The 12,037-nt window shown below is 67.8% G+C and carries 11 protein-coding genes; 9 read left to right on the forward strand and 2 right to left on the reverse strand.

All coding sequences use genetic code 11. From position 1 onward, the window contains the following. Positions 1-5: 5 nt before the first annotated feature. The 4 genes from zwf (at position 6) to BLT64_RS03820 (ending at position 5,161) form a co-directional block, all read left to right on the forward strand. Positions 6-1,457 (forward strand): glucose-6-phosphate dehydrogenase, encoded by a 1,452-nt coding sequence (gene zwf, locus BLT64_RS03805; RefSeq protein WP_041529908.1) that lies wholly within the window; start codon positions 6-8, stop codon positions 1,455-1,457. Next, complete coding sequence (gene pgl, locus BLT64_RS03810) at positions 1,454-2,128, forward strand: 6-phosphogluconolactonase (protein WP_011748240.1); 675 nt, start codon at positions 1,454-1,456, stop codon at positions 2,126-2,128. Before zwf ends, pgl begins: the two co-directional genes overlap by 4 nt. 1 nt (position 2,129) lies before the next feature. After that, positions 2,130-3,731, forward strand: a complete 1,602-nt coding sequence (pgi, locus tag BLT64_RS03815; protein ID WP_011748239.1) for a glucose-6-phosphate isomerase — start codon at positions 2,130-2,132, stop codon at positions 3,729-3,731. A 140-nt stretch (positions 3,732-3,871) separates the two neighbouring features. Beyond that, positions 3,872-5,161, forward strand: a complete 1,290-nt coding sequence (locus BLT64_RS03820) for a PQQ-dependent sugar dehydrogenase (protein ID WP_011748238.1) — start codon at positions 3,872-3,874, stop codon at positions 5,159-5,161. 15 nt (positions 5,162-5,176) lie between these two features. Here BLT64_RS03820 and BLT64_RS03825 read toward each other — a convergent pair whose 3' ends face one another. After that, positions 5,177-6,052, reverse strand: a complete 876-nt coding sequence (locus BLT64_RS03825; protein ID WP_011748237.1) for a glycosyltransferase family 2 protein — start codon at positions 6,050-6,052, stop codon at positions 5,177-5,179. After that, positions 6,049-6,633: a hypothetical protein gene (locus BLT64_RS03830; protein WP_041529907.1), complete on the reverse strand. Its 585-nt coding sequence runs from the start codon at positions 6,631-6,633 to the stop codon at positions 6,049-6,051. Before BLT64_RS03830 ends, BLT64_RS03825 begins: the two co-directional genes overlap by 4 nt. A 235-nt stretch (positions 6,634-6,868) precedes the next feature. On the opposite strand from BLT64_RS03830, the gene infC reads away from it, so the two are divergent. The 5 genes from infC to BLT64_RS03855 all read left to right on the forward strand — a co-directional run bounded on the left by infC (position 6,869) and on the right by BLT64_RS03855 (position 12,020). Beyond that, a complete protein-coding gene (gene infC, locus BLT64_RS03835; RefSeq protein ID WP_041529906.1) occupies positions 6,869-7,408 on the forward strand; it encodes a translation initiation factor IF-3 in 540 nt (179 codons plus the stop codon). Positions 7,409-7,420: 12 nt separating this feature from the next. Next, positions 7,421-7,882: a dUTP diphosphatase gene (gene dut, locus BLT64_RS03840; RefSeq protein WP_011748236.1), complete on the forward strand. Its 462-nt coding sequence runs from the start codon at positions 7,421-7,423 to the stop codon at positions 7,880-7,882. A 4-nt stretch (positions 7,883-7,886) separates the two neighbouring features. Continuing rightward, complete coding sequence (locus tag BLT64_RS03845) at positions 7,887-8,939, forward strand: HesA/MoeB/ThiF family protein (protein WP_011748235.1); 1,053 nt, start codon at positions 7,887-7,889, stop codon at positions 8,937-8,939. A gap of 33 nt (positions 8,940-8,972) precedes the next feature. Further along, positions 8,973-11,009 (forward strand): M3 family metallopeptidase, encoded by a 2,037-nt coding sequence (locus BLT64_RS03850; protein WP_011748234.1) that lies wholly within the window; start codon positions 8,973-8,975, stop codon positions 11,007-11,009. 234 nt (positions 11,010-11,243) lie between these two features. After that, positions 11,244-12,020, forward strand: a complete 777-nt coding sequence (locus BLT64_RS03855; protein WP_041529905.1) for a class I SAM-dependent methyltransferase — start codon at positions 11,244-11,246, stop codon at positions 12,018-12,020. Positions 12,021-12,037 lie beyond the last annotated feature (17 nt).

Genomic DNA, 12,037 nt, shown 5'->3' on the forward strand with positions numbered 1-12,037 from the left:
CAGCGATGGTTTCACGCATCATTCCGGTTGAGGATTTCGACCTGGTGATCTTTGGTGCAACCGGCGACCTGGCCAGGCGCAAGATCGTGCCCGGGCTTTACCGGCGTTTCGTGGCCGGGCAGGTGCCGGACAGCGCGCGCATCATCGGCGCGGCCCGCACCCGTCAGGACGACGATGCCTTCCGCGCCGAGATGCGGGCCGCGATCGAGGAGTTCATCGGCCCCGGCCAGGACCCGGCGCAGCTTTCGGCCTTTCTGGACATGCTGGGCTATGTCGCCATCGACGCACGCGGCACCGACGGCTGGGCCGAGCTCAAGGCGCGGGTGCGTCCGGGGGTGGTGCATGCCTTCTATTTCTCGGTCGCGCCGGCGCTTTTCGGCGATATCGCCGAGCGGCTGGCGGCCAATGGCATCGCCGATGCGGACAGCCGCATCGTCGTCGAAAAGCCCTTTGGCCGCGACCTTGCCACCGCGCGCGCGCTGAATGCGACGCTGGCCCGGCATTTCGACGAGAACCAGATCTACCGGATCGACCATTATCTCGGCAAGGAAACCGTCCAGAACCTGATGGCGGTGCGCTTTGCAAACATCCTGTTCGAGCCGCTGTGGAACGCGCAATATGTGGACCATGTCCAGATCACCGTGGCCGAGACGGTGGGCGTCGGCGGGCGTGGCGAATATTACGACCATTCCGGTGCCATGCGGGACATGGTGCAGAATCACCTGATGCAGCTTCTGTGCCTGATCGCGATGGAGCCGCCCTATCATTTCGATCCCGATGCGGTGCGCGACGAAAAGCTCAAGGTGATCCGCGCGCTCGAGCCGCTCGCGGCCGAGGACATCGTGCGCGGCCAGTATGTGGCCGGCCCCGACGGCCCCGGCTATCTGGAGGATGCCGAAAACCCGCTCTCGCGCACCGAAAGCTTCGTGGCGCTGAAGGTGCGGATCGCCAACTGGCGCTGGACCGGCACACCCTTCTATCTGCGCACCGGCAAGCGGCTGCGTGCGCGCACCAGCGAGATCGTCGTCACCTTCAAGGAGCCGCCGCATTCGATCTTCGACGACGGCGGCACGCATAAGGCGAACCAACTGGTCATCAAGCTGCAGCCGAACGAGGGCATGCACCTGACCGTGATGATCAAGGAGCCGGGACCGGGCGGCATGCGCCTGGTGCAGGTGCCGCTGGACATGAGCTTTGCCGATGCGCTGGGGGCCGAGGGCTCCGACATGCCCGACGCCTATGAGCGGTTGATCATGGACGTGATCCGCGGCAACCAGACCCTGTTCATGCGCGGCGACGAGGTCGAGGCCGCCTGGGCCTGGACCGACCCGATCATCGGGGCCTGGGAGGCCGGCTCGAAGCGGCCCGAGCCCTACGACCCCGGCTCCAGCGGCCCCGAGGAGGCGCTGCGCCTGCTGCATCGCGACAACCGTCGCTGGAGGGAGATCCGGCCATGACCCTGGAATTCATCGAATATCCCGACCGCGAGATGCTGTTTCTGTCCCTGACCGACCGCTTGGCGGGGCAGCTGTCGCAGCATTTGCGGGTGAACGACAGCGCCAGTCTCTGCGTGCCGGGCGGCACCACGCCGGCGCCGCTTTACGACTATCTCTCGGGCAGCGAGGTCGACTGGCCGCGCGTCGCCGTGCTGCTCAACGACGAGCGCTGGGTGGATGGCGAGCATCTGCGCTCGAACGGCCGGCTCCTGCGCCGCCACCTGCTCAAGGACAAGGCGGCGGCGGCTCGCTATATCGACCTCTATACCGGCGACGAACGCCCCGAGGATGCGGTGCCGGCGCTGGCCGAGGCCATCGCCCCGCATCTGCCGCTGACCGTGCTGCTGCTGGGCATGGGCACCGACATGCATACCGCAAGCCTGTTCCCAGCCGCCTCGGAAACCGTGCTGGCGCTGGCGCCCGACGCCCCGCCGGTAATGGCTGTCAACAGCGTCAAGGACGAGCCCAGGATCACCCTGACCGCCTCGGCGCTGCGCGGTGCGATCAACACCCATCTGCTGATCGCCGGCGCCGACAAGCGCGAGGCTTTCGAGCGTGCGCAGGGCCTCGACCCGACCGAGGCGCCGATCCGCGCTTTCCTTGGCGACATCACCGTGCATTGGGCAGAGTGACATGACCATCTGGAGCCGGCTGCAAGACTACCGCAAATCCCAGGGCGCGCTGCGGATCGAGGCGCTGTTTGACGCCGACCCAGCGCGCGCCACCGCCTTTTCGACCAGCGCCGAAGGACTGGTGCTGGACTGGTCCAAGACAACCATCGACACGGGCGCGCGCGACCTGCTGCTGGAACTGGCCGCGCCCGTCCCCGGGCGTCGCGAGGCCATGTTCGGCGGTGCGCGCATCAACGAGACCGAGGATCGCGCCGTGCTGCATACCGCGCTGCGCAACCTGGACGGCAGCGTCATGCTGGACGGCCGCGACGTGATGCCAGAGCTGCGCCGCACGCATGAGCGGATGAGCGCATTCGCCGCCGCCATCCGCGACGGCAGCTTTGCGGGGCAGGGCGGCCGCATCACCGATGTCGTCAATATCGGCATCGGCGGCTCGGACCTTGGCCCGGCCATGGCCACGCGGGCGCTTTCGCCCTGGCATGACGGGCCGCGGGTGCATTTCGTCTCGAACGTGGACGGGGCGGACATCGCCGATACGCTCAAGGGGCTCGATCCGGCGACGACGCTGGTGATCGTCGCCTCCAAGACCTTCACCACCATCGAGACCATGACCAACGCCCGGACGGCGCTGGACTGGATGGCGGCGTCGGTCGCCGATCCGGCGGCGCAATTCGCCGCGCTTTCCTCGGCCACCGAGCGCACCGCCGAATGGGGCATCGACGAGGCCCGCGTCTTCGGCTTCGAGGATTGGGTAGGGGGGCGCTATTCCATGTGGGGGCCCATCGGCCTTTCGCTGATGATCGCCATCGGACCCGGGAATTTCGACCGCTTCCTTGCCGGCGGCGCGGCCATGGACCGCCATTTCCGCGAGGCGCCCCTGGCGGGGAACTTGCCGGTGATCCTGGCGCTGGTCGGCATCTGGCATAATCAGGTCTGCGGCTACGGCACCCGCGCCGTGCTGCCCTATGACAACCGCCTTGCCCGCCTGCCGGCCTATCTGCAGCAGTTGGAGATGGAATCGAACGGCAAGCGCGTCGCCATGGACGGCAGCGACCTGACCCTGCCCTCTGGCCCGGTGGTCTGGGGCGAGCCGGGCACCAACGGCCAGCACGCCTTCTATCAGCTGATCCACCAGGGCACGGCGGTGGTGCCATGCGAATTCATCATCGCCGCGCGCGGCCGCGAACCCGACCTCGCGCATCACCACCTGCTCCTGATCGCCAATTGCCTGGCGCAATCCGAGGCGCTGATGCGCGGCCGCTCGCTTGACGAGGCGCGCGAGATCATGCGCGCCAAGGGCCTGACCGGCGCGGAACTGGACCGCCAGGCCCGCCATCGGGTCTTTCCGGGCAACCGCCCCTCGACCACGCTGCTGATCCCCGAACTCGCCCCCTATACGCTGGGCCAGATCGTCGCGCTCTACGAGCATCGCGTCTTTGCCGAGGGCGTGATCCTGGGCATCAACAGCTTCGACCAATGGGGGGTCGAACTCGGCAAGGAACTGGCGCTGAAGGTGGCCCCGCTGCTCGAGGGCGAGCCCGCCCCCGGCCACGACCCCTCGACCGAACATCTCGCGGCACTGATCCGCGAAGCGCGCCGCTGAACTTCTTCGTTCCCAAAATACTCATGGGACGGTGCCACCGGCACCATCCCCGCCGATTTACCCCATCCCGCTGCAGATTCCGGGATTGACCCGCTCCGCATCCCGACTAGCCTTGGCCCGCGCAGTGAGGAAGGAAAGCCATGGATCTTCTGGCCAAGGCAACGGCCATTGTCGGTGGGGCAATGGTGCTGATGCGCCGGATGGGCGCCCCCCGGACGCCGGCATTCGGGTCCAGCCCCGCCATCCCCGAGGCGAAGAAACAGGGCATCATGACCCTGAAGATGCCCACCGGCCGCGGCTGGGCGCCGGGGCAATTGCCCAAGGCCGCACCCGGCCTGCGCGTCGATGCCTTCGCCCGCGAATTGCGCCATCCGCGCTGGATCGAGGTGCTGCCCAATGGCGACGTGCTGGTGGCCGAGGCCCTGCAAGAGGCCAGCCCGCCGCGATCGCTGCTCGACCGCGCCGCCCAGGCCACCATGCGCCGCGCCCGCGCGCTGGGAACCAGCGCCAACCGCATCACGCTGTTGCGCGACCGCGATGGCGACGGCGTGGCCGAAACGCGCGAGGTCTTCCTCGAAGGCCAGCGCCAGCCCTTCGGCATGGCCCTGGTCGGCGACACCTTCTATGTCGGCAATACCGACGGCATCGTCGCCTTTCCCTATGCGCCCGGCGCGACGCGGCTCGACGGGCTGGGCCGCAGGCTTGTCGAGTTCAAGCCCGGCGGGCATTGGACGCGCAGCCTGATCGTCTCGCCCGACCGCAAGCGGCTTTACTGCGGCGTCGGCTCGCTGACCAATATCGCCGACGACGGCATGGAGGCGGAACAGGGCCGTGCCGCGATCTGGGAACTGGACCTGGAAACCGGCCAGGCCCGCATCTTCGCCTCGGGTCTGCGCAATCCGGTCGGCATGGCCTGGGAGCCCTCGACCGGCGCGCTCTGGACCGTGGTGAACGAACGCGACGGGTTGGGCGACGAGACGCCGCCCGATTACCTGACCTCGGTGCAGGAGGGCGGTTTCTACGGCTGGCCCTATTGCTACTGGGGGCGGATCGTCGACGACCGCGTGCCGCAGGATCCGGCCGAGGTAGCCCGCGCCATCGCCCCGGACTATGCCCTCGGCGGCCATACCGCCTCGCTGGGCCTGTGCTGGATGCCCGAGGGCACGCTGCCGGGCTTTCCCGACGGCATGGCGATCGGCCAGCACGGCTCGTGGAACCGCTCGACGCTTTCGGGCTACAAGCTGATCTTCGTGCCCTTCCAGGATGGTCGCCCCTCGGGTCCGCCGCGCGACATCCTGTCGGGTTTTCTGTCCGAGGACGAGAAATACTCCCATGGCCGCCCCGTCGGCGTGACCATTGGCCCGGATGGCAGGTCGCTCCTGATGGCCGATGACGTGGGTGACGTGATCTGGCGGGTCAGTGCCGCCTGACCGCGTCCGGCCGCTTCAGAACCACTGGCCCGGCTCCATCAGCCCGAAATCCATCAACTGCTGCGCATTCCACTGGAAAGGGTGCGAGTTACGCCAGCGAAAGCTGCGGATATGCCCGCGCGAGCCGGGATTCCTGGCCAGCGCCTTGGCCACCCGGAACGAGGCGATGGCCGCGGTCAGGTTGTTGTGCCAGGGACAGGCATAGGTGTTGTATTCCTCGACATTGAAGCGGTGATCGGGCAGGAGCCGCAGCCCCGGCTGGCTGCGGAACAGCGCGATGCGGTCGATGCGGCGGCGATCCTGCGGCAGGTGCTCCTCGAAGCGCCAGCGCAGCCCGCCATGGAAGTCCAGCTGACGTTCCTTGTAGCGGCCGTCGCGGTCCATGCGGCCAAGCGCGTAATAGCCGGTGCGGTCGAACATCGCCTCGTCCAGGCTGACCGCATCGGGAAAACGCTCCAGATCCGGGGCATAGAGGTCGATGACATAGGTCAGCATCGCCCGCCGCCGTTCCTCGGCGTGAAAGGTCAGCATCTCGCCCACGGTGCGGCTTTCCGAGAAGGGATAGAACAGGAATTCCGCATTGTAGCCGTAATAAAGCCAGGTATCGGCGGGCGCGGCCTCGATCACCGCATTGACCGCCTCGACATGCGCCCGGCCGCGGCGCGAATCGTGGCGCAGGTTGACGATTCGCTTCGCGCCGTCCTCGGGCAGGGCATGGGCCGGCAGCGGCTCGGGCGAGAGCGCCAGGATCAGCTTGAACCCGGCGGTCAGGTGATGCGCCAGCGTCTGCTGAACCGCGGCCTCGTCCTCGATCAGCACCAGCGCGATGGGTCCCTTGTCCAGCCGGTCGCGCGCGTTCTTCAGGAAATCGGCGAGGCTGGGAAAGCTCATGGCAGGGCTGCCTTGATCTGGTCCAGCGCCTGCGCCAGTGCCGCCGGGTCCAGGGCCGCGTTGTCGAGCAGCGCGATCAGCCCGGCCTTGCGTTCGGCGGAAAGGCCCGATTGCTCGATCATGGTGCGCACCTTGCCCGCGTCGAACCCCTGCGGGGTCAGGGCGGCGTCGATCCCGACCGCTTCGCTGGCGGCAACGGCGGCTGCCTCGGCCTGCTCGGGCGTGGCATTGGCCGCCGCCGCTGCATCCGCGGCGCGGTCGGCTGCGGCGATGGCGGCTTCGGCCGCCGCCTCGGCCTGTTCGGCGGCAGAGCCGGCCGCGCCGACCGCCGCCTGTCCGGCCGAGATCGAGGCATCGGCCGCCGCATCCGCCGCGATGGCGGCCGCATCGGCCGCGGCGTCGGCCGCCGCGTTGGCGCTTTCCTGCGCCGGGGGCTGGTCGGCTGCGGGTGCTGCGGGCGTGGCGGGGGACTCGGCCGGCGGCGTGCTGCCTGCCAGGCGGGTCGGGTCGCCGCCGTTCCACAGCCACAATCCGCCAAGCGCGAGGGCCAGAATCACGATCAAGGCCAGGATTTTCTGCATCGTCTTCTCCGTCAGGGCTGCGGCGGTTCGGGTCCTCTATGCCATGCCGCGGCAAGGGGGAAAAGCGCCCCGGCGACGCAGGTGCCGCATGCCTGCGCATGGCTGCGTCAACCGTTGCGCGAAAGTGCGGGGACGGCCGCCAAACCTTGGCCAGACTCATCGAATCCGGTTGAAAATCCGCCTGCGCAGGACTATTTAACCGCCCGAAAGCCCCGGCAATACAAGGAAGACAGCCATAGCCCGCAGACCGCATAACGCTCCGCCCACCCGTGACACCGGCCCCCGCGTCAACGAGCGCATCCGAGTCGCCGAAATCCGCCTGATCGGTGCGGATGGCGAGAATGTCGGTGTCGTGACACCCGCCCGCGGTCTGGAGCTTGCACAGGAAGCCGGGCTTGATCTTGTCGAAATCTCGCCGAATGCCACGCCCCCGGTCTGCAAGATCATGGACCTGGGCAAGTTCAAGTATGAACAGCAAAAGCGCGAGGCCGAGGCCCGCAAGAAGCAGAAGATCATCGAGATCAAGGAGATCAAGTTCCGTCCCGGGACCGATACCCATGATTACGACGTCAAGATGCGTTCGGTCATGAAGTTCCTGGCCGAGGGCGACAAGGTCAAGATCACCCTGCGCTTCCGCGGCCGCGAGATGGCCCACCAGCAGCTTGGGCTTGAGCTTCTGAACCGCGTCGCCGCCGACGTGGGCGAGGCCGGCAAGGTCGAATCGATGCCCAAGCTGGAAGGGCGTCAGATGGTCATGATGATCTCGCCGAGATAAGGGGCTTTGGAGATGGCGGCCGAGGTGACGATTCTGGTTCTGCGTGAACCGGGCGCCGATCCGGCGCTGCCCCTGCCCGAATACCAGACCCGCGGTTCGGCCGGCGCCGACCTGCGGGCCGACCTGGGCGGGGGCGAGCTGGTGCTCGATCCCGGCCAGATCCGCCTGGTTCCCACCGGGCTGCGCGTGCAGATCCCCGAGGGATACGAGATGCAGGTCCGCCCCCGCTCCAGCCTGGCGCTGAAGCATGGCGTGACGCTGCCCAACACGCCGGGGACCATCGACAGCGATTATCGCGGGCCGCTGGGCGTGATCATGATAAACCTCAGCCAGCAGCCCTATACCATCCATCATGGCGAGCGCATCGCCCAGGCCGTCGTCGCCCCGGTGACCCGCGCGGCCTATGTCATGGCCGAGGCGCTGGAGCAGACCGCGCGCGGCGAGGGCGGCTTCGGCTCGACCGGGCGGGCCTGAGCCCGTGCTGATCCTTGCAATCATGCTTGCCGTGCTGGTCGCGGCGCGCCTGCTTGGCTGGCCGGCATGGCGCGGCTGGGCGGGTGTGGCGGCGCTGTGGCTGGCTGCCGTTGCCGCGCTGGTGCTGGCGCCGGGCAGCGGGGTCGCGCACCTGGTCGGCGGCGATGCCCGGGTCTGGGTGCTGGGCGGCGGCGTTGTGGCGCTGCTGCTGGGCTATCGCCTGCTGCTGCGCCAGTTGCATCGCCGGGCCGTTCCCGTGCCGGAGGCCCCGCAGCCGTCAGCGCAATCCGGCCCGCTGTCTGACCCCGAGCTTGACCGCTATGCCCGCCATATCGTGTTGCGCGAACTGGGCGGGCCGGGGCAGGCGGCCTTGAGGCGCGCCCGCGTGCTGGTGGTCGGCGCAGGCGGGCTGGGCGCGCCGGTCTGCCTTTATCTTGCTGCCGCTGGCGTTGGGCGGATCACGGTGGCCGACGACGACCATGTCGGCCTGTCGAACCTGCAACGCCAGGTGATATTCCGCAGCGCCGATGACGGCCGCCCCAAGGCCGAGGCCGCGCGCGATGCCATGCTGGCGCTGAACCCGCATGTCGAGGTCGCGGCGCTGAACCGTCGCATCACCGATGCCGATGCCGCGCTGATCGCCGAACATGACCTGGTGCTGGACGGCACCGACAGCTTCGCCGCGCGCCGTGCGGTGAATGCGGCCTGCGTCGCGGCTGGCGTGCCGCTGGTCGCCGGCGCCATCGCGCAATGGGAAGGGCAGGTGACCATCTGGGATCCGCGCCATGGCGCGCCCTGCATGACCTGCATTTTCCCCGAGGCGCCGGCCCCGGGCCTTGCGCCGGCCTGCGCCGAGGCGGGCGTCGTCGGCCCGCTGCCCGGCGTCATCGGCAGCCTGATGGCGCTGGAGGCGATCAAGCTGATTGCCCGCACCGGCGAGCCCTTGCGCGGCCGCATGCTGATCTTCGACGGGCTTTACGGCGAGAACCGGCTGATGAAAATCTCGCGACGTGCCGATTGCCCCACCTGTGGCTCTGGACATTTCCGCGCAGGCTGAAACACTCGCGGCCAACCGGAAAAGGAGGCTCGCATGAACCCCGAACTGACGCATTGGACCGGCCCGCTGGGCCTGCCGCGTTTCGACCTGATCCGCGACGAGGATTTCGACCCGGCCTTCGACGCCTGTCTGAAACTGGCCGAAGAGGCGGTCGAGGCCATCGCCGCCAGTCCCGCCCCGCCGACCTTCGACAACACCGTTGCCGCGCTGGAAAGCGCCGAGGAGCCGCTGAACCGGCTTTGCGCGATCTTCTTCACCTTGGCCGGCGTCGATTCCAACCCGGCGCGCGAGGATCTGCAGCGCCGGATCGCCCCGCGACTGGCCGCGCATGGCAGCAAGGTCAGCATGGACCCGCGGCTGTTCGACCGGGTCGAGGCGGTGATGCAGGATGCCGACGAGTTGGCGCCCGAAGATTGCCGCCTGACGGAACTGACCCTGCGCGGGCTGCGTCGGGCGGGCGCGGGCCTGACCGGCGCGGCACGCGAGCGCATGGCCGCGATCCGCGAGCGGCTGGCGGTGCTGTCGACCGAATTCGCCCAGAACGTGCTGGCGGACGAGCGCGACTTTACCATGAGCGTCGCCGACAGCGATCTGGCCGGCTTGCCCGACTGGCTGGTGCGCGCCATGCGAGCCGCTGCGCGCGAGCGCGGGCTTTCGGGCCAGATCGTGACGCTGAATCGCTCGCTGATCGTGCCTTTCCTGGAATATTCCGAAAAACGGGCCCTGCGCGAAGCGGCTTGGCGGGCATGGTGCGCGCGCGGCTCGGGGCAGGGCGCGGGCGGGGCCGCGACCGACAACCGCCCCATCGCCGCCGAGATCTTGCAATTGCGGCACGAGCGCGCCCGGCTTCTGGGCTATGCGGATTTCGCCAGCTACAAGCTGGAGCCCGAGATGGCGAAAACTGCCGAAAACGTCGAGGCGCTGCTGACCGAGGTCTGGGCCGCCGCCAAGGCCCGGGCCGATGCCGATGCCGCGCAGTTGACCGGGATGCTGCACGAGAACGGCGTGAACGGCGCGCTGGAGCCCTGGGACTGGCGCTTCTATGCCGAGCGGCGGCGCAAGGCCGAACACGACCTGGATGAGGCCGAGGTCAAGCCCTACCTGACGCTGGAGGCCATGCTGGGCGCGGTTTTCGACACGGCGCAACGGTTGTTCGGGATCGAGATGCGCGCATTCGACGCGCCGCTCTGGTCCCCCGATGCGCGGGCGTGGGAGGTGACGCGGAACGGCTGGCACATGGCGGTGTTCGTCGGCGACTACTACGCCCGGCCCGGCAAGCGCTCGGGGGCCTGGTGCTCGTCCCTGCAGCAGCAGCACAAGATCGGGGCGGGGCAGCGTCCCATCGTGGTGAATGTCTGCAACTTCACTCCGCCCGAGGCCGAGGGCGCGCCGGCCTATCTGTCCTGGGACGATGCCCATACGCTGTTCCACGAATTCGGCCATGCGCTGCACCATATCCTGTCGGATGTGAACTGGCCCTCGATGTCGGGCACCTCGGTCGCGCGCGATTTCGTCGAATTGCCCAGCCAGCTTTTCGAGCATTGGCTGGAGCGGCCCGAGGTGCTGGACCGCCATGCCCGCCACGCCGAGACCGGCGCGCCGCTGCCCGCCGATCTGCGCGACCGCATCCTGGCGGCGGGCAATGCCGACCAGGGCTTTGCCACCACCGAATATCTGGAAAGCGCCTTGGTCGACCTGGCCTTTCACCGCGGCGAGCCGCCGGCCGATCCCATGGCGCGGCAGGCCGAGGTGCTGGCGGAACTGGGCGCGCCCGCCGCAATTCCCATGCGCCATGCCACGCCGCATTTTGCGCATGTCTTTTCCGGAGACGGTTATTCCTCGGGATACTACAGCTATATGTGGTCCGAGGTGATGGATGCTGACGCATTCGCGGCCTTCATGGAAAAGGGCGACGCCTTCGATCCCGAAACCGCGAGGCGGCTGGAGCAATGGATCCTGTCCAAGGGCGATTCCCTGCCGGCCGATGAGCTTTGGCTGAAGTTCCGGGGACGAAAGCCTGGCGTCGAGGCGTTGCTGAAGGGGCGCGGCCTTCTGGCCGAGGCGGACTGACCCGCTGTCGCGAGGCCGCATGACCCGCGGCGATTCGCTGGCCGGGTGGCGGTTTTACAGGCGGATTTCACAACCGAAGGATGCATTGCCGCGCTGCATGTCGCGATTGGATCGACATGGACCCGTATATTCCGACAGGCCGGCGCGAATTTCTTGATGGGTGCGCGGGGTGCGTCCTATCCTCCCGCAGGCGGGTCTGGTCAGGATATTCGGCGATCTGCCAAGGGGGAAGGCATGCGGATTTCCAATGCGGCCTCGATGAAAAGCGTCGGCGAAGTGCCGATCGACAAGATGGGGCTCCAACATTATTTCGTCAATTACGATAAATATATCGGCCCGCTTCGAATGCGGCCGTTGCGATTGCTGGAATTGGGCATAGCGCGAGGCGATTCGCTGAAATACTGGGAATCCTGGCTGCCGAATGCCGAAATCACCGGGCTGGACATCAATCCCTGCAAGGCCCGTTTCGAAAGCGGCCGGGTGCGCTGCTATGTCGGCGAACAGCAGGACAAGGCGCTTCTGGACCGGATGGCGGCGGAACGGGCGCCGCAAGGGTTCGACGTCATCATCGACGATGCCTCGCATGTCGGGCAATTGTCGCGCATCAGTTTCTGGCATCTCTTTGAAAACCACCTCAAGCCGGGCGGATATTATTTCATCGAGGATTGGGGCACCGGCTATTGGCGGCAATATCCCGACGGCAAATCCTATCGCCCCCGGCCGCCCGGGCTTTCCCCGCGCGAAAGGCTGCTCGACAGGCTGCATCGATCAGGGCTGGCGCAGGCGATCCATCCGCTGGGCAAGCTGACCGGCTGGATGCGCTGGAACCTGGTGCGGCGGCGGTTTCACGGCCATGACCGCGGCATGGTCGGCTTCGTCAAGGAACTGATCGACGAATGCGGGGCCGAGGACATGACCCATCCCGATTTCGGCACCGGCACGCCGCGCAGCTCGCGCTTTGACTGGATGCGGGTCTCGCTGGGCCATGTGGTGATCCGCAAGGCCGGCTGAGCGGTCGGCGCCGGGCC

This window comes from Paracoccus denitrificans (assembly GCF_900100045.1).
GTDB lineage: Bacteria > Pseudomonadota > Alphaproteobacteria > Rhodobacterales > Rhodobacteraceae > Paracoccus > Paracoccus denitrificans.